This window comes from Mucilaginibacter paludis DSM 18603, from assembly GCF_000166195.2.
Classification (GTDB): Bacteria; Bacteroidota; Bacteroidia; order Sphingobacteriales; family Sphingobacteriaceae; genus Mucilaginibacter; species Mucilaginibacter paludis.
The window spans coordinates 4,060,193-4,077,125 of the sequence record NZ_CM001403.1 but is presented as its reverse complement, the minus strand read 5'-3'; the positions used below and the strand labels follow the sequence as shown (position 1 = coordinate 4,077,125).

General features: G+C 42.8%; 18 protein-coding genes. 7 read left to right on the top strand and 11 right to left on the bottom strand.

Annotated elements, in window-relative coordinates; translation table 11 throughout:
• Positions 1 to 31 precede the first annotated feature (31 nt).
• The 5 genes from MUCPA_RS17295 to MUCPA_RS17275 all read right to left on the bottom strand — a co-directional run bounded on the left by MUCPA_RS17295 (position 32) and on the right by MUCPA_RS17275 (position 5,230).
• A complete protein-coding gene (locus MUCPA_RS17295) occupies positions 32 to 544 on the bottom strand; it encodes a glutathione peroxidase (RefSeq protein ID WP_008508137.1) in 513 nt (170 codons plus the stop codon).
• A gap of 70 nt (positions 545 to 614) precedes the next feature.
• Positions 615 to 1,043, bottom strand: coding sequence for an rRNA maturation RNase YbeY (gene ybeY / locus MUCPA_RS17290; RefSeq protein ID WP_008508135.1), 429 nt, complete (start codon positions 1,041 to 1,043; stop codon positions 615 to 617).
• A 2-nt stretch (positions 1,044 to 1,045) separates the two neighbouring features.
• A complete protein-coding gene (locus MUCPA_RS17285) occupies positions 1,046 to 1,468 on the bottom strand; it encodes an ATP-binding protein (RefSeq protein WP_008508133.1) in 423 nt (140 codons plus the stop codon).
• 1 nt (position 1,469) lies between these two features.
• Complete coding sequence (locus MUCPA_RS17280) at positions 1,470 to 4,793, bottom strand: DUF4175 family protein (protein ID WP_008508131.1); 3,324 nt, start codon at positions 4,791 to 4,793, stop codon at positions 1,470 to 1,472.
• A gap of 101 nt (positions 4,794 to 4,894) precedes the next feature.
• Positions 4,895 to 5,230 carry a hypothetical protein gene (locus MUCPA_RS17275; RefSeq protein WP_233276880.1) on the bottom strand — a complete coding sequence of 112 codons (336 nt, stop codon included), beginning with the start codon at positions 5,228 to 5,230 and terminating at the stop codon, positions 4,895 to 4,897.
• A gap of 59 nt (positions 5,231 to 5,289) precedes the next feature.
• Here MUCPA_RS17275 and MUCPA_RS17270 point away from each other — a divergent pair, with 59 nt between their 5' ends.
• Positions 5,290 to 5,634 carry an MmcQ/YjbR family DNA-binding protein gene (locus tag MUCPA_RS17270; protein WP_008508127.1) on the top strand — a complete coding sequence of 115 codons (345 nt, stop codon included), beginning with the start codon at positions 5,290 to 5,292 and terminating at the stop codon, positions 5,632 to 5,634.
• Positions 5,635 to 5,708: 74 nt separating this feature from the next.
• Here the strand turns inward: MUCPA_RS17270 and MUCPA_RS17265 are convergent, their stop codons facing one another.
• The 3 genes from MUCPA_RS17265 to MUCPA_RS17255 all read right to left on the bottom strand — a co-directional run bounded on the left by MUCPA_RS17265 (position 5,709) and on the right by MUCPA_RS17255 (position 9,412).
• Positions 5,709 to 6,497, bottom strand: a complete 789-nt coding sequence (locus tag MUCPA_RS17265) for a succinate dehydrogenase/fumarate reductase iron-sulfur subunit (protein ID WP_008508125.1) — start codon at positions 6,495 to 6,497, stop codon at positions 5,709 to 5,711.
• A 144-nt stretch (positions 6,498 to 6,641) separates the two neighbouring features.
• Complete coding sequence (locus MUCPA_RS17260) at positions 6,642 to 8,576, bottom strand: fumarate reductase/succinate dehydrogenase flavoprotein subunit (protein WP_008508122.1); 1,935 nt, start codon at positions 8,574 to 8,576, stop codon at positions 6,642 to 6,644.
• Positions 8,577 to 8,632: 56 nt separating this feature from the next.
• Positions 8,633 to 9,412 carry a succinate dehydrogenase cytochrome b subunit gene (locus MUCPA_RS17255; RefSeq protein ID WP_008508120.1) on the bottom strand — a complete coding sequence of 260 codons (780 nt, stop codon included), beginning with the start codon at positions 9,410 to 9,412 and terminating at the stop codon, positions 8,633 to 8,635.
• A 169-nt stretch (positions 9,413 to 9,581) separates the two neighbouring features.
• On the opposite strand from MUCPA_RS17255, the gene MUCPA_RS17250 reads away from it, so the two are divergent.
• Positions 9,582 to 10,718 carry a redoxin domain-containing protein gene (locus MUCPA_RS17250; RefSeq protein WP_008508117.1) on the top strand — a complete coding sequence of 379 codons (1,137 nt, stop codon included), beginning with the start codon at positions 9,582 to 9,584 and terminating at the stop codon, positions 10,716 to 10,718.
• A 229-nt stretch (positions 10,719 to 10,947) separates the two neighbouring features.
• On the opposite strand, the gene MUCPA_RS38305 is transcribed toward MUCPA_RS17250, so the two are convergent.
• A complete protein-coding gene (locus MUCPA_RS38305; RefSeq protein WP_169316184.1) occupies positions 10,948 to 11,169 on the bottom strand; it encodes a hypothetical protein in 222 nt (73 codons plus the stop codon).
• 233 nt (positions 11,170 to 11,402) lie between these two features.
• Entirely contained in the window at positions 11,403 to 12,062 is a 660-nt protein-coding gene (gene pdeM, locus MUCPA_RS17240) for a ligase-associated DNA damage response endonuclease PdeM (RefSeq protein WP_008508116.1), read from the bottom strand.
• Positions 12,063 to 12,278: 216 nt separating this feature from the next.
• Between pdeM and MUCPA_RS37810 the strand changes: the two genes are divergently transcribed.
• The 3 genes from MUCPA_RS37810 to MUCPA_RS17230 all read left to right on the top strand — a co-directional run bounded on the left by MUCPA_RS37810 (position 12,279) and on the right by MUCPA_RS17230 (position 13,622).
• Complete coding sequence (locus tag MUCPA_RS37810) at positions 12,279 to 12,536, top strand: helix-turn-helix domain-containing protein (protein ID WP_040626099.1); 258 nt, start codon at positions 12,279 to 12,281, stop codon at positions 12,534 to 12,536.
• Between the two features lie 100 nt (positions 12,537 to 12,636).
• The gene (locus tag MUCPA_RS38300; RefSeq protein ID WP_169316183.1) at positions 12,637 to 12,801 is read left to right on the top strand and encodes a hypothetical protein; all 165 of its coding nucleotides are present in this window, start codon (positions 12,637 to 12,639) and stop codon (positions 12,799 to 12,801) included.
• Positions 12,723 to 13,622 carry an IS3 family transposase gene (locus MUCPA_RS17230; protein WP_157544149.1) on the top strand — a complete coding sequence of 300 codons (900 nt, stop codon included), beginning with the start codon at positions 12,723 to 12,725 and terminating at the stop codon, positions 13,620 to 13,622. Before MUCPA_RS38300 ends, MUCPA_RS17230 begins: the two co-directional genes overlap by 79 nt.
• Positions 13,623 to 13,699: 77 nt before the next feature.
• Here the strand turns inward: MUCPA_RS17230 and MUCPA_RS17225 are convergent, their stop codons facing one another.
• The gene (locus MUCPA_RS17225; RefSeq protein ID WP_040626097.1) at positions 13,700 to 15,226 is read right to left on the bottom strand and encodes a trypsin-like peptidase domain-containing protein; all 1,527 of its coding nucleotides are present in this window, start codon (positions 15,224 to 15,226) and stop codon (positions 13,700 to 13,702) included.
• 199 nt (positions 15,227 to 15,425) lie between these two features.
• Between MUCPA_RS17225 and dapF the strand changes: the two genes are divergently transcribed.
• On the top strand, positions 15,426 to 16,220 hold the full coding sequence (dapF, locus tag MUCPA_RS17220; protein WP_008508113.1) for a diaminopimelate epimerase: 795 nt from the start codon (positions 15,426 to 15,428) through the stop codon (positions 16,218 to 16,220).
• A 59-nt stretch (positions 16,221 to 16,279) separates the two neighbouring features.
• Positions 16,280 to 16,732, top strand: a complete 453-nt coding sequence (locus MUCPA_RS17215; protein ID WP_008508112.1) for a VOC family protein — start codon at positions 16,280 to 16,282, stop codon at positions 16,730 to 16,732.
• The last annotated feature ends 201 nt before the right edge of the window (positions 16,733 to 16,933 follow it).

Genomic DNA, 16,933 nt, shown 5'->3' with positions numbered 1-16,933 from the left:
GGGGAGTTTTATCATCCCTTCCGGTAGTCAATTACAATTCCTTTGTAATTTCGGGCGATAATGGTGTAGTACCCGAGCGGTAGCGGTGAATTAATTTACCGTTTTCGTCGATCAGGAATTTCTCAAAATTCCATTTGATATCACCTGTAAAGTCAGGATTGGGTGCCGATGTTAAAAATTTAAACAAAGGAGATATATCGTCACCCTTCACACTTACTTTTTCGCTTAAGGGGAAAGTAACTCCATAATTTTTCGAACAAAACTCCTTAATCAGTGAATTTGCACCAGGCTCCTGCCCTCCAAAGTTATTTGCCGGAAAGCCAATTACCACGAGCTTGTCTTTATATTGATCAGCCAGTTTTTGAAGTTCGGCATACTGGGGAGTATAACCACATTTTGAAGCGGTGTTAACAATTAGTAATTTTTTCCCTTTATACTTTGCCAGGTTAAAATCCTTGCCTTCAATTGTTTTCAATTTAAAGTCGTAAACCGAAGCCGGACCTGCAAACAGCAGGGCAATTATTAAAATGGATAGCGTTTTCATCTCGTTTTTATTTTTAGTTACAGCAATTGTAAGCAGATTTTGTTTAACATCTGTTTACACTATATAAATTTTACACAGAAAGCTGAGAAAGATATAGGTTTTCTTTACTGGTCATCAAGGCTTTATCACTTTTAGTTTTATCCTTATAACCCAGCAAATGCAAAACACCATGAATAATTACCCGGTGCAACTCCTCTGCTTCGCTTACCGAAAACAGTGAGGCATTTTCCTTTATCCGTTCCACAGAAATAAAAATATCGCCTATAACGATACCTTCTGACTCGGAATTATCAAACGTAATAATATCGGTATAAGTATCGTGATTAAGGTACTGTTGGTTCAACTCAATCAGATATCGGTCAGAACAAAAAATGTAATTCAACTCTTTAAGCTTGTAGCCTTCCGCAATAACGGCCGCCTTAATCCAATCCCTTAAACGGGTTTTATTTTTAGGCTTGAATTGAATATCCTCTTCGAAAAAAAAAACAGGTACAGGCATTATTAAATTTTAAAATGCAATTCAATTTCGTTCCCGGCTTTATTAAATACACATTGGTCGGCAAGTTGTTTAACAATATATACCCCCCGTCCGGTTAGGTTTTCCAGGTTTTCGGGTGCGGTAGGATCGGGCAGATTATTAAAATCAAACCCGGTACCTTCATCGGTAATGGTCCATACAATGCGTCGCTTATCTACGTCGGCGTTAATAATCACTTTTTTATTAGCATCCAGTTTATTGCCATGTACAATAGCGTTAACAAATGCCTCATTTAAACAAGTCATCATATTTGCAAAGGTATCCTCACCTATCTGATACTTATCTGCCAGTTCCTCAATTAAATTTTCGAGCGAAGTAAGGCTCTCCATTTCCGACGGCAATTGCAACGTAAATAATTCGCCGGTTCTTATGTTGGCCTGTTCCATACTATCTACCATTAATTTGATCAAAATATACTTTTATTTTGGACTTATAATAATAATTTAACGTGGGCGAAACGGTATGTATTTGTTCAGTTTGCTGGTTTTTCATCTGCTGGTACATTTGCAGCGCTTTGATATACCCAGGTGGCGTATCCTTACCGGCTTTGCTATCCCTTTGCTGGTCTTGCTCACGTTCCTGATCTGCCTTTTCGGCCTCCAGCAAACGGGTCTTTATCTGCTGCTGCCGCTTAATGGTTTCGTCCAGTATTTTCCTGTTTACGAGATCCTTTTCCGTTTGTTCCATTTCTTTGGAAATATTGTCCAGATTTCCTAAGCCTTTTCGTCCATCTTTATTATCACTTTCGTTAATTTGCTGCAAACCCTGCCTAATTAGCTGCTGCTCTCTTGCCATTTTAGCAAATTGCTCGCTCATCTGTCCCTGTTCGCTTTGCTGGCCCTTGTTACCTTTTTGCTGCATTTGCTCACGCATTTTTTGCATATTCTGGTTAAGCTTTTGCTGCATCTGGCTCAACTGCGATAAGGACTGCTGCTTCTTTTTACCCTTTCCGGCTTTACTGTTCTTGCTGGCATTCTGTAACTGATCCAACGCTTCTGCCAACATTAATGCCAAATTATTCATAGATGTCATGGCGTATTGCTGGTTCCGGTTAGCCTCAGCTGTCCGCCGGTCTCCTAAACTGTTTAAAGCATCGTCAATATTACTATTAATTATTGCAACTTCCTTATTTACCGTTGATTGTATTTGCGGAACGCGCTTACTTAATGAATATAAGCTATCTTCCACATTTTTCATATTATCCTTAATGTCCTTTTGCTTTTGCGTCCAGCTAATATAAGCAGGGTCGGCGTTATTTAAACCGCGTAATGCCTGCATTGTTTTTTCCTGATCGAAGGAGTTATTGACCAGATTTTTTATCAATTCCCTTAACTGCTGCGTATTCACCTGGTTTTCCTGCTCTTCACCATCCTGCTGCATTTGCTGAAGCTTTTGCGCCAGGGCTTGCATTTGTTTACCGGCCTGCTGTTGTGATTGTGATGCCTTCGCCTTATTGTTTTTACTTAAATCGTCGGCACTTTTATCCATGTGCTCGTTAATTTTTTGTTCATCGGCCTTCGGATCTTCAAAATTGTTTTTCTTATCCAATTCCTCATTTTTTTGCTTTACATCATCAAGTGATTTCTCTACATCCTTAAAGTCCTTCTTGATATCATTTTGCTGTTTTTGCAATGATTTTTGATCAGCATTGCCCTTTCTGCTCTCATCTGCTAATTTCTGCTGCTTATCAGCCAGCTTATTCAATTGATCAATATTTTCCTTTAACTTTTGCTCAATCTCCAGTTGTTTATAAAGCTCCAGCATCCGGTCGAGTTCTTTTTTGAGCGATTTATTGTCTGTCTGCATTTTAGATACCTCATCCTGAACCGGGTCCTTCTGATTTTGCTCCAGCATCTGCTGCAGGTTTTTCAACAGTTCGCGGGTTTTTTCGTCCAGCACATTATTAAACAGGTTTTCTATCTGCTTTTGTTTATCCAGTATCTCTTTTTCCTCCTGTTTGTTTTCCTGGCGGTTTGTTAAATTCTGTTTGTTCTCTTTTTTGATATCCTGCACCAGGCTTTCCAGGTCCTTGCGCTTTTGCATCAGGTCCTCTATCTGTTTTTTCTCATCAAAAGACAGAGAATTCTTGTTCAGCAGCAACTCATTCAGCTTTTTAGCATCTTTCTCCAACTGACTTGCAAGCTTAATGGCCGATTGCATTTTCTGTTTTACAGATTGCGTACCGGCATCCAGCTGCGCATTTAATTCCTTGTCGGTAGGCACGTGGAGAGTATGTTCGGCCGAACGGACCTTCTGCGGGCCTGTAACCGTGTTGTTATCGGCAACCTCAAAATAATAGGTAACCTCTTCTCCCGGTTTGGCATCCAGCTCTTTCAGGTTCCAGAAGTAAAAAAAATCAGCCTGACTGGCAGCCAGATCGGCTTTTACTGTTTTTGTAAATAACCGTGGCTTTTCGCCCTGATGAGATGCTATGGCGTAATGAAAACTGAGACTTGAAAAGCCGTAGTCGTCTTGTATCTTCCCGTTAAAATAGATCGCTTTTGAGCTTATCGAATCAGGCTTTTCATTCACCTCGATACCGGGCGGCTGGTCGGCAATCACGTTAATGCGGTAGGTGGCGGAATCGCCATTGGCAACATTGGGGTTAATGGCTTTAATGGTATAGGTGCCGGGCTTCAGTATCTTTTCGTTATGTAAAAACGTATTGTTGTTACTTAATAGTTGCTCCGCGTGGCCATTCATTTCAAAGCGCACACCGTTGGCGTTTTGCGTATGTAAGGCCCAATGCACATTGGTGCCCAGGGGTATGGTTAAATCGCCGGCGTTGTTAAGCTGCTCGTTTTTTTTATGAATATATGCAGGATATTGCAAGCTGACATCGAAGTGCAGAAGCGATGGTTTGAGGTTTACGCTGATCTCGTACTCGGGCGAAGAAAAATCGTTACCCAGTAGTCTGAATTTCAAATTCTGTTGTAAATTAGAAAACAGGTAATGGAAACGGCTAATATTTTCTTTATCTAATTTAAAGGTGATTTTCCCGGTTTCAAGGTAAATATCATTCGGAAACTTATCGCCGGTAAGCCTTAGCTCCAGCTTAAAATCTTCGCCCTGTACTGCTGAAAGCCTGGAATTAACAATAACAAACTGGAAGGGCGATTTTGGTGCGAAATATTGGTTGTGCTTAATTAACCGCTCTGTACTATCCTTCAGCATTGCGGGGGCTGTAAATGCCAATATAACGATAATGCCTAACGGTGCCAGCGCCCATTTTAAATGCTTTAAATTTTCTTTGATGCGGATAGCCGACGGGAAACTGACGGGCGTGAGCGAAACTATTTTTTGATCGATACTGGCTTCAATCAACAAGCGATGTTCAGGGTTTTCGTCAGACAGTTTTTTGAGTTGAAGGGTATTGAGCAACTTGTCCTGAACATCAGTAAAATGAGTCCCGATGATCTGCGCGGCCTCTGCATGTGTAATACCGCTACCCAACTTAAAATAGGCTAATAAGGGCGGTAAAACCAACCAGCCAAACACGGCTATATTAAGTACGATGTAACCAAAAAATAAAACACCACGCCACAGGGTACTAAAGTTGCCCCAATATTCGCTTAACGTAACAACTACAAATCCCGAAAATAAGATAGCACCTAAAAAAATCACGCCACGCAACAGCTTATTTAAATAATACCTGCGTATAAACGTATCTATCTTCTCTATCAGTAAATTGTAATTACTAACTGCCTTCATGGTTTATTAAGCTAATGTAATAAACATTGCGTTATAAACGGACTATAGGCGTTATAATTATGTTAACCGAACCTTTAAAAAGGCTTTGACTGCGGATGATACTAATCCAAGCCCGGCGCCAACAGATCCGGATTGACCGTTCCGTCATTAGCTTCTGTTATTTTACTTAAATTATATCGCACAGCGCTGCTACTCTCCTCTCCCTTTAGCAACCCCTTTTCATATAAATCACCCAATACAGACGCTACCACAGCTTTAAAAGCCTGCACATCAATGGACGGGTCTAATTCGTGAAGTTTAATTGCAACATCATCTGCCGTACCCTCGCCCAACTGCGCCAGGACATATACAATTTTATTTTCATCACTATCGCCAGCATCATAATGGGCTGGAATATGAAGCGGCTTAAAAGCCTCGCGAAAAGATTGATCAGACATACTCATAAAAAGATAAAGCATTTACATTCAAAATGTTTTAAAAGCTTTATTTTAGTGTAATGCATACCAATACGTTAATTTACCTCCAATATATCCGCGACATCATTTCGGCCATGCCCGGAACAAGGGAAGGTATTTGCTATGGTACCGAAGGCTTTTATGTTCAGAAAAAACTACTGGCCCGGATGAAAGAAGACGGCGAAACCTTGGTGATCCATACCAAAACAAGAGAAACCTGGATGGATATTGACCCTGAAACATTTTTTATTACCGATCATTACCTTAACTCCGATTATATTTTAGTAACACTGGCTCGGGTGCAACCAGAGGATTTGAAAAAGCTTTTAGGCGATGCCTGGCTGGCAAGAGCGCCTAAAACTTTACTGAAGCAGTATCTGGGATAATGATAGCTTAAAATCACAAAAAAAAGCGCCCAATCATTAATCAGGCGCTTTCTATATCGGGTAGTAGATTTTTACTATTCTTCGTGGTGAGTAATTTCTTCCTGGCGGAATAACTTGGCACTCAGATAATCATTATTCATGCGGCCAATGTTAACCAGGCTGATCTCTTTAGGACATTCCGCTTCGCAGGCACCGGTATTGGTACAGCTTCCAAAGCCTTCGGCATCCATTTGAGCAACCATAGATTGTGCCCTGCGATAACGCTCCGGCTGCCCTTGCGGCAATAAAGCGAACTGCGATATTTTGGCAGACACAAACAGCATAGCCGATGCATTTTTACATGCTGCAACACAAGCACCGCAACCTATACAGGTAGCTGAGTTGAATGCCTCATCGGCAATTACCTTAGGGATGGCTATCGCGTTAGCATCAGGCACGCCACCTGTATTTACAGAAACGTAGCCACCTGCCTGCTGGATCCTGTCGAAAGCAGAACGGTCTGTAGCCAGATCCTTGACAACCGGGAAAGCTGCCGCGCGCCAAGGCTCAATGGTAATGGTTTGCCCGTCATGAAAGCTACGCATGTGTAACTGGCACGTGGTGATAGCTCTTTTGGGGCCATGGGGCTGTCCGTTAATGTATAATGAGCACATACCGCAGATACCTTCGCGGCAATCATGATCAAAGTGAATAGGATCTTCACCTTTGTGGATCAGGCTCTCATTAACCACATCAAGCATTTCCAGGAACGACATGTCCGGAGAAATACCATCAGCTTTGTAGGTAACCAGTTTGCCCGGTGTTTCCGAGTTTTTTTGACGCCATACTTTAAGCGTCAGGTTCATATTTCCGTTAGTACTCATGTTTTTAGTATTGAGTATTGCGTAACGCGTATTGAGATATTTTAAGCCCTCTCGGCACGCTTAGCAATTCTAATTTAATTATTTAATTATTGCATAGGGGGTATCAAGATTATCATCGCACATCTCAATACGCACTACGCAATACTACTTATAACTTCTCTGCGTTAATTTAACATTTTCATAAATCAGCTCTTCCTTGTTCAATACTTCGGGCTGATTTTCGCCTTTGTATTCCCAGGCGGCAACAAAAGCAAAGTGCTCGTCGTCGCGTAAAGCTTCACCTTCTTCCGTTTGCGACTCTACCCTGAAGTGGCCACCGCACGATTCATGACGCATTAAAGCATCATCAACCATCAGTTCGCCCAGTTCAATAAAATCAGCTACTCGACCGGCTTTTTCTAAAGATGAGTTAAACTCCTCATTTTCTCCAAGTACGATAGCGTTTTTCCAGAAATCAGCCTTTAGCGTTTGGATCAAACCTTTTGCCTTAGTTAAGCCTTCGGCAGTACGGGCCATTCCGCAATATTCCCACATAATGTGGCCCAATTCCCGGTGATATTCGTCAACCGTTTTGGTGCCTTTAAGGGCAAGTAATTTTTCAATCCGCTCTAAAACCTCCTTCTTGGTTTGCTCAAAAGCCGGATGGTTTTTATCAACAGGTTTAGGGCCAATGGTAGCCAGGTAATCTCCCAAAGTATAAGGGATCACAAAATAACCGTCGGATAATCCCTGCATCAGTGCTGAAGCACCTAAGCGGTTTGCACCGTGATCAGAAAAATTAGCCTCACCTAAACAATATAAACCAGGTATAGTGGTCATTAAGTTATAATCAACCCAAAGCCCGCCCATAGTATAGTGTACCGCCGGATAGATTCGCATCGGTATTTTGTAAGGGTTTTCGTCGGTAATCTGGTAATACATATCGAACAAGTTACCGTATCTCGCCCTTACCTCGTCTTCGCCTAAACGAGCTATCGCATCGGCAAAATCAAGGTACACGGCCACCCCGGATGCGCCTACACCCTTACCCTCGTCAACGACTTCTTTAGCATTACGCGAAGCTACGTCGCGCGGTACCAGGTTACCAAAAGATGGATATTTTCTTTCCAGGAAATAATCCCTGTCTTCTTCTTTTAAGTCGATTACCTTTAATTCGCCTTTACGCAGTTTTTGAGCCAGCTCAACTGTTTTTGGCGCCCAAACGCGGCCATCGTTACGTAAAGATTCGGACATCAAAGTCAGTTTAGACTGATGATCGCCCGAAACCGGGATACAGGTAGGGTGAATTTGAGTATAGCAAGGGTTTCCAAAAAACGCACCGCGTTTGTGTGCCCTCCAGGCTGCGGTTACATTACAGCCCATAGCATTTGTTGAAAGGTAGAACACGTTACCATAGCCACCGGTGCATAACAATACGGCATGGCCAGTGTGTGTTTCAATAGCGCCGCTTTTTAAGTTACGCGTAACTATACCTTGTGCTTTGCCATCAACCACTACCACATCCAGCATTTCGGTACGGGTATACATTTTCACTTTACCTAAGTGAATCTGGCGGTTTAGGGCAGAGTAAGCACCTAACAACAATTGTTGTCCGGTTTGGCCGCGGGCATAAAACGTTCTGGACACCTGCGCGCCACCAAAAGAACGGGTATCTAACAAGCCGCCGTATTCGCGTGCAAAAGGAACACCTTGTGCAACGCATTGGTCGATAATGTTAACCGATACCTCGGCCAAGCGGTAAACGTTTGCCTCGCGGGCGCGGTAATCACCTCCTTTAATTGTATCATAAAACAAACGGTAAACGCTGTCGCCATCATTACGATAGTTTTTTGCGGCGTTAATACCTCCCTGTGCTGCAATGGAGTGTGCCCTGCGCGGACTATCCTGAAAGCAAAATGCTTTTACATTATAGCCAAGCTCAGCCAGTGAAGCCGCTGCCGAAGCACCCGCCAAACCAGTACCTACTACAATAACATCATATTTACGCTTGTTTGCAGGGTTAACCAGTTTAAGGTTAAACTTATGCTTGCTCCATTTTTCGGCTAATGGGCCTGCTGGAATTTTAGCGTCTAAGATCATATTTTATATATAATTTATAGTCTTACACCTTAAGGTTTATGCCTTCAGGTTTATAATTATTGTTTGGTGAAGAAATATACAATTGGCATGGCCGCAAACCCTAACGGGATAATAACGGCAAAAAGCCAGGTACCTATAAAGTATACAACAGGGGTATATTTACGGTGTACCCACCCCATGGTGCGGAAGGCGCTCTGGAAGCCGTGAAGCAAGTGGAACGCTAAGGCTCCCATAGCGATCACATAAATAATAACATACCAGATGTTGCTGAAACTTTCTGAAACCTTGGCATGGATGTTTTTAACCCTTACAATTTCTACATTGTTTTCGGTAGAAACAGAGTGTTCAAAATCGGCAGCCTCCGGTTTAAAATCTGCGGCGGTGGTTTTACCGCTTGATAAGTCGGTACGGTACTCTTTAAAGCCTATTGTATCAGTGTACTTGTATTTATACCAGAAATCGCTCATGTGAATCACCAGGAACAAAAACAAAATGGAGCCTAATAAACCCATGTTTTGTGATGACCACGACGTTGGCGACTTTGGCCTTGAAGCATAAGACACCGGCCTTGCCCTGCGGTTTTGAATGGTAAGGATAGTGGCATAAAGTGCGTGTACCAATATACTAATGTATAGTATATAAGCTATGACTTCAATTGGAGGGAAATGCGTTAAAAAGTTAGCATACACATTAAAACTATACCCGTTATCATTATTAAACAATAGCAGGTTACCCCCCAGATGCACTATTAAAAAAGTACAAAGAAACAATCCTGTTAAAGCCATGATCAGCTTTTTGCCCAATGAAGAGTTAAAGGTTTGTTTAAATTCGCTCATTACGTGTTGTGTTAGATTTATTTCTGGCAAAAGTATTTATTAAATAGCAAAAGATATAAATGGATTCGGCTTATTAACGTTTTATGATTTATTTAGAAACATTCTAATATAACTTTGAGGAAATACAGGATATGAGGTAAAAATTTATATTAGCTGCATCAAACTAACTATGAAAAAGCATTACACCTTGGGCCTGCTTGCTGTGGCCTTGTTATCAGCCTGCTCCAACCCGAAGGCTATTGAGTTTAGCGTAGCCACGCCGGGCATAAGCAACGCGGTTTTTGTGGTGAAAGACCAGGGTAGGCAAACCCTTTTCGGGGAAAACATCAAAGACGGTAAATGCGATGTAAAGGGGATGCTGGAACAGCCGGGCTTTTACCTGATGGATATTGTAAAAGATAACGATAAAGAGCATTTGCCTTTCGAGGTTTATCTGGAGCCCGGCAAGTATACCGTTACAACCGAAGGTGGTGATTTGCAACGCTACCCTAAAATTGAAACCGACTCGAAAAAGCAGCAGGAAATTAACAACTATAACGCCATTTACCAACAATTAGGCGGTGCGGCAACCGAACAAAAGATAAGGCTTAACAGCGAGTTGGAAGCCAAATCGCGTAGTTTATCCAAAGAGGCTTATAAATTACTGCTCATTAAGATAGCCGATGCCGAAGCTAAAGAACATAACCTGCAGTACCAGGCGCTGGAGCAGTACATCAAAAAATATCCTGAAAGTGAGCTGGCAGCCCATTTTATGAGCAAGCAAAACTATGCCGATAACCCCGAGAGTTACCTTAAATTATACAAGCAACTGAGCCCCGCTGCAAAAAATAGCGATGATGGTAAAGAGTTGTCCAAAAGCCTACAGATTGTGGGGCAGTTGCAACCAGGTAAAAAAGCGCCGGAGATTGCCGGAAAAACCTTCGACGGAAAACCGTTTAGCTCGATAACCGCCGGTAAGAAACTTTTTTTAATTGATTTCTGGCGATCTGCCAACCAGTTGAGCCGTACCAACCACGAAAAGATCATGGAGATCTATTCCAACCTCAATAAGCGCGGCTTCCAGGTAATCAGCGTTTCGCTGGATAGTAAACCGCTGTGGTGGAGCACCGCCGTAAAAGATGATAAACTGCCCTGGCCGCAAATGAGCGACCTGAAGGGTAACGATTCGCCAAATGCGCTAAACTGGGCCATCAGCACGCTTCCAACCTATTACCTGGTGGATGCCGACTGGAAGGTTTATAAAAAAGACATCACGCTATCAAGCATCGCGTTAGAGGCAACGCAGTATTTAGAAAAACATCGTTGAGGTTAGCGGGGAGTTTATTTGAAGCTCCCCACTTCCATTTACGCCACACCAATCCTCATGCTAAGTAAGCGCCCCGGCAAACCGAAAAAAACAGGGATGGCGTCAAGGTGGGCGTATAAACCCCTTCCTGCACCTTCCCAAGGGAAGGAATCGCACAAGGCCGCCGCTTTTTTTAACCCCAACACAGTACTTTGGGAGATTATGCACGCTGGTTTATTAGGACCAATTTTTAAAGGCCTTCTATCGAGCTACCGGGGAGTGTTTGGATAGGGCTTAGATGATCAAAATTAACCGGCCAACGGAAAAAAACAGGAATGACGTTTGGAACTTCGTGATTACCAAACGCAGATAGGAAAAGCGCGTAAAGGCCAGACTGCACGCCGGGCCGGGTGTTGGCCTGTGGGCGGAAGGATCGGGCAGTCTTGATTTTTTTGGTTACTTTTTGTATCAAGACAAAAAGTAACAAGCCCTTCACGCGGCGATTGAGCGTGCCGATGATCTAAATTAAGTACTACTGATTATCGGAGCAAAAATAGCACATTGATAATCAGCGCACCTAATATGATGCACACTTAACGCTTTTAGAAGATCCCTCCTCGCGTCGGGATGACATGATCGAGAGTGTCTTCACACTGATAGCCAACAACTTAAGAAGACGCCATTTTAAATTTGAAGCGGCAAAACTCAAACCCTAACCACTTTATCACTCAGCACCCCGAACACCTGGTCGGTTTGCTGGTGCTGGATGGCCACACGTCCGGTAAATCGTCCGAATGAAGGTAGTATAGCCTGCTTATCCGCGAAAGCGAAACAAGGTAAAGTAATGGATTGCCTGCCACGGCCACGCAATAGTACGCCCGGATGAATATGCCCGCATAATACATAGCCGGAAGCCTGCTCCAGCTTTAACGGAGGCAAGGGATGATGCAGCATCAGGAAGGGGCCGATCTGCATTTGCTCATGAAGCGAAATATGGAGTTGCTGATAGTGGCTATCATGGATCACATCGTGGTTACCACGGATCAGGATGATCTCCAGTTTGGGGAATTGTTCGCGCCACAGTGCAAACCAATCCCAATCGGTATTGATATCGCTATGAAATAAATCGCCCAAAAAAATAAGCTTTTCCGGGTGGTGCTCACGGATCAGGTCCGATAGTACCGCCAGGTCATCCTGCGCCAGCTCACGCGGAACGGCTATCCCGGCCTTGCGAAAATGGCCGCCTTTCCCTAAATGCACATCAGCTGCTATTAATGCTTTTTCCTCTTCCCAATATATCGCTTTCTGGCAAAGCAATAGTAATGTTTGGTCTAAAAACGGGAACACTAATCTATCACATATCATCGGCACAAATTTATAAAAAATAGTACACTATGTTTTTTGTACACAAAAGCTAATACGGAAATTACCAATATGATATTGCAGTCCAAGAATCCCTTCGCCAAATTTCAACTTGTGGTAAACTGAATTCATTATTGCCGGGGGCACAAAAAAAGCGGCTGTCCAAAAAACTGAAGTGAACCCCAAAAGTTAGACAAAAACTTTTGGGGTTTATTATTTATGTCAAAGCACACATTTGAAGAGAAACTTGATGTAGTTTCTCAAGTAAGAAAGGGAAAGCCGATTCTACGGATATCCCGCGAACGCCATATCCGTGAAGGCATGATATTGGAATGGGTTCGGAAATATGATCTTTATGGCGAAAGTGGGCTGCTCAAACAACCTAACGTCAAGCCCACGCCTGATTTCAAAGAAGAAGTTGTAAGGCTTGTCATAGAAAAAAAAGTACCTTTAAAATCAGGTTGTTCTGGAATATAGATTAAGCAAGACTGCTTTAGAGCGCTGGGTAAGATCAGTACGGGTTGAGGGATATGCAGTACTATACCAGCAAAAGAATCCTGGACGACCACCTAAATGCATGGGAAGATCAAAGAAGCTTGAACCTGAAACAGAAGTAGAGAAGCTCCAGGCGGAAAATAGCCGTTTGCGGGCGGAGAACGCACTATTAAAAAAAGTCACGGCCTTAGTCAAGGAAAAAGAAGCCCGCGAACGCATGAGTGGGCAAAAGCCATCGAAGAACTAAGGCCCGAACATGATGTTTCAATTCTATTGGATTGCAAACAGATGGCTCGTTCCGTATTTTATTATCATCGCAAGCGCCTAAATGATGATAAATACAAGCATGAAAAAGAAGAGATCGCAAGTATATACCACTTGCATAAAGGCAGATATGGTTATCGGCGGGGGGCCGCCGAAATGAAGAACCGGGGTTATAGCATAAATCACAAGACTGTCCAAAAATTGATGGGAACATTAGGCCTAAAATGCAATATCAGGAAAGTAAGTTATCGCTCATACAAAGGTGAGGTTGGTAAAATTGCCCCTAATGTACTTGAAAGGGATTTTGAGGCAAATCTGCCTAATCAGAAATGGGCTACGGATGTCACTCAGATGAACATTAAAGGGGAGAAGATCTATTTATCTCCTATAATTGACATGTTCAACGGGGAAGTCATTTCTTATAGTATTTCAAAATCTCCAAATATGCAGATGATAGATGAAATGTTATATGAGGCTTTTGATAAAGTGAAAGATATAAGGGGACTTATTTTTCACTCTGACCAAGGGTGGCAATATCAACATTATGGATATAGAAAGGCTTTGGAAAAACATGGAATTATTCAAAGCATGTCCAGAAAGGGAAACTGCTTGGATAATGCCTTGGCCGAAAGCTTCTTTGGGATCTTAAAGACAGAATTACTGTACAAACAGAGCTTTGAAACTGCGGAAGAATTTATAACTTCGTTAAAAGAATACATTCATTACTATAACAATGAAAGAATAAAAAACAGGTTAAATGGAAAGAGCCCGGTGGAATACCGAGCTCTCGTACAAAAAACTTAATTTTGTAAACTGTCCAACTTTTTGGGGTCACACCAAACATGAACAGCCGCCTATTAAAAACAAATTAACCTAATTAATTATCGCACAGTATACACATTGTTAAATGCTGCGCCTTGCGGATCGATACCTGATATTTTAAGGTTACCATTTTTTAAGTTGGTAAGTGCTTTATCAATGTCGGCCGGGCTGTTGATAGGCATGTTGTTGATGCTGGTAATTACCGAACCAACTTCAACGCCTAAATCATCAAACATTTTGCCTGGGCGAACCTGCGTTACTACCACGCCAGATTTTACACCATACTTCGCTTTCTGATCACCACTTAAAGCTTGGAAACCAGCACCTAACTTATTGTACAATTCCTCTGCCGATTTGGTTGCAGCCAACCTATTTCCAGCCGACTCTGGCTTTAAAGTTACGGTGAAGTTTTTCTCACTTCCATCACGTAAAACAGTCAGGTTAATTTTATCACCAGGCTGTAAGCGGCCAACGGTTTCCTGCAAATCAGATGATTCGGTTACGGTATGTCCGTTAACTTTAGAGATGATATCACCTTTATGCAAACCAGCCAGTTCGGCACCGCCGCCGACTACCAGATCGTTCACATACAAACCAACGGTATTATTAATACCTAACTGTTGCGCTGCATCGGGGTTAAGCTCGGTAAAGCTAACACCAACCAAACCACGTTTTACCGAACCATATTTTTGAATATCGTTCAATACTTTTTTAGCCAAATTTACCGGGATAGCAAAGCCATAGCCTTCGTACGATCCGGTTTGCGAAGCTATCGCAGCGTTAATACCAATTAATTCGCCCTTGGTATTTACCAAAGCGCCTCCACTGTTACCGGGGTTAATAGCGGCATCAGTCTGGATGAACGATTCAATACCTTTCTTAGGCAGGTTTTGCTGCATGCGGGTGCGGCTGCCAAACGGGTTGCTGCTGTTATCATCGCTTTCGCTGCCGATAATGCCTATATTACGGCCCTTGGCACTAATAATACCTGCAGTTACTGTAGAGGTTAAATTAAAGGGATTACCTACGGCCAGCACCCACTCGCCAACACGGGTATCATCAGAGTTACCTAATTTTACTATCGGCATGTTGGTTGCGCTGATCTTGATCAGGGCCAGGTCGGTATTCGGGTCGGTACCAATAACCTTGGCCTGGAAGGTACGCTTGTCGTTTGTGGTAACTTCTATTTTATCGGCTTTTTCAACTACGTGGTTGTTGGTTACGATATAACCATCGGTAGAGATGATCACACCCGAACCTGACGCTCTTTGCGGACCTTGAGGGCGTACACGCTGGCCAAACATCTGACCAAACATTTGCTCCATCTCATCTTGCCCACTACCACCGGTTGCCGAATAGGTGGTACGGATATAAACTACTGCCGGGGTTACTGCGGCGGCGGCCTCTGTAAAATCAACATTTCCGGTTGAGGCTACTACCGGTTCGCGGTTACTTGCAAAATAAACTTTCTGGCGATCCTCAAACGACATGTTTTTTTCTGTATTGTTTTCAATCACCTTGTAAGCGCCTATCGCCATAGCGCCACCTAAAAAGGCTGTTAAAACTGTTAAACCAAATCTTTTCATGTTTTTTTCTTTTTCTCCTATCAATTGTATTTCAAATTTAATACCATATAGACTATGAAGTCAATAGATAGTAACGGCATATTGTGTTAAAAAATGTTAATTATTTTATGCCTATTAAATATACCTGACTATTACGACCAACCAATCGTACAAACCTTATGGTTAAAATGAATATTTTTGTGTTCATAATTTAAATACCGTGAATATTCAGTTTTATAAGTACCAGGGGGCCGGGAACGATTTTATATTGGTTGATAACCGTAAAAACGGCGTAAATCATCATAATCCGGCATGGATAGCTCAGATATGCGACCGCCGATTTGGTGTGGGCGGCGACGGGATGATGTTTTTGCAGGATAAGGAAGGTTACGATTTTGAGATGATCTACTACAATGCCGATGGGCAGCCGAGCAGCATGTGCGGCAACGGCGGGCGCTGCATTGTAGCTTTTGCCAAATACCTGGGCATTATTGATAGCGAGACAAAATTTCAGGCTGTAGACGGCGAGCATTATGCCAAAATTTCAGCAGAGGGCGATTGGGTAAGCTTGCAAATGATTGATGTAGCACAGATTAACCGCGACGGCGAAGCCTATGTGCTCAATACCGGCTCACCCCATTATGTAAAATTAGTAGAAGACCTGAAACATAAAAACGTATACCAGGAAGGCCATGCCATCCGCAACAACGCTACTTACCGTAAAAAAGGCATTAACATCAACTTTGTTGAACCTATGGCCGAAGGCTACTTTGTACGCACCTTTGAGCGCGGCGTTGAAGATGAAACTTACGCCTGTGGAACCGGTGTTACAGCGGTTGCCTTAGCTATGGCACAGCATAACCAACAAAGCGGACATATTACCACACCTGTTAAAGTATTAGGAGGCGATTTAAATATCCGTTTTGATTACGATGGTGAAAGGTTTACCAATATATTTTTGGAAGGGCCGGCGAAATTGGTTTTTGAAGGAAAAATTGGCCCCCTAACCCCCTGAAGGGGGAACTGATGGTGGCTACCCTGTCGCTTTGATAAATTTATTCACTTAAAGCAATCATGATCAAAGGCTTATACGAAACACACCTGTTTGTGGAAGACCTGCAAAGGTCGGTAGACTTTTATCAACAAGTTTTGGGCCTGGAGCTATGTCATGAAGATGCCGAACGGAAAATTGCTTTCTTTTGGATAGGCCAACCGAAAGGGGCCATGCTTGGCCTTTGGGAAAAACCCAAGGACGAGATTGATAAACGGCACTTTGCCTTTCGTTGTGATGTGGACGATGTATTAAATAAGTCGGTTGATTATCTGAAGAGCCGTGGCCTTAAACCTTACAATTTTTTAAAGGACGCAAGCGAAAAGCCAATGGTTTTTGCCTGGATGCCAGCAATCGCTATTTATTTTACTGACCCCGATGGGCATTACCTGGAATTTATCGCAATTTTGGATGGGGATGCCAAACCGGAATTAGGAGTAATTAGTTACGAAGAGTGGCTTAAAGTTAAAGGTTAGGGCAATAGGTTAACCTCTACAGAGCCGCTCTGCCTATGTAAAGATTGCTTCGTCCCTCGCAATGACGCGTGGAGAGAAGATATATACTTGATAAACAACACCAAAACGTCATTGCGAGGAGGGACGACGAAGCAATCTCTATGCTATACAGGGCAAACCTGCAGAGCCGCTTTACCTAAGTAGAGATTGCTTCGTTTCCTT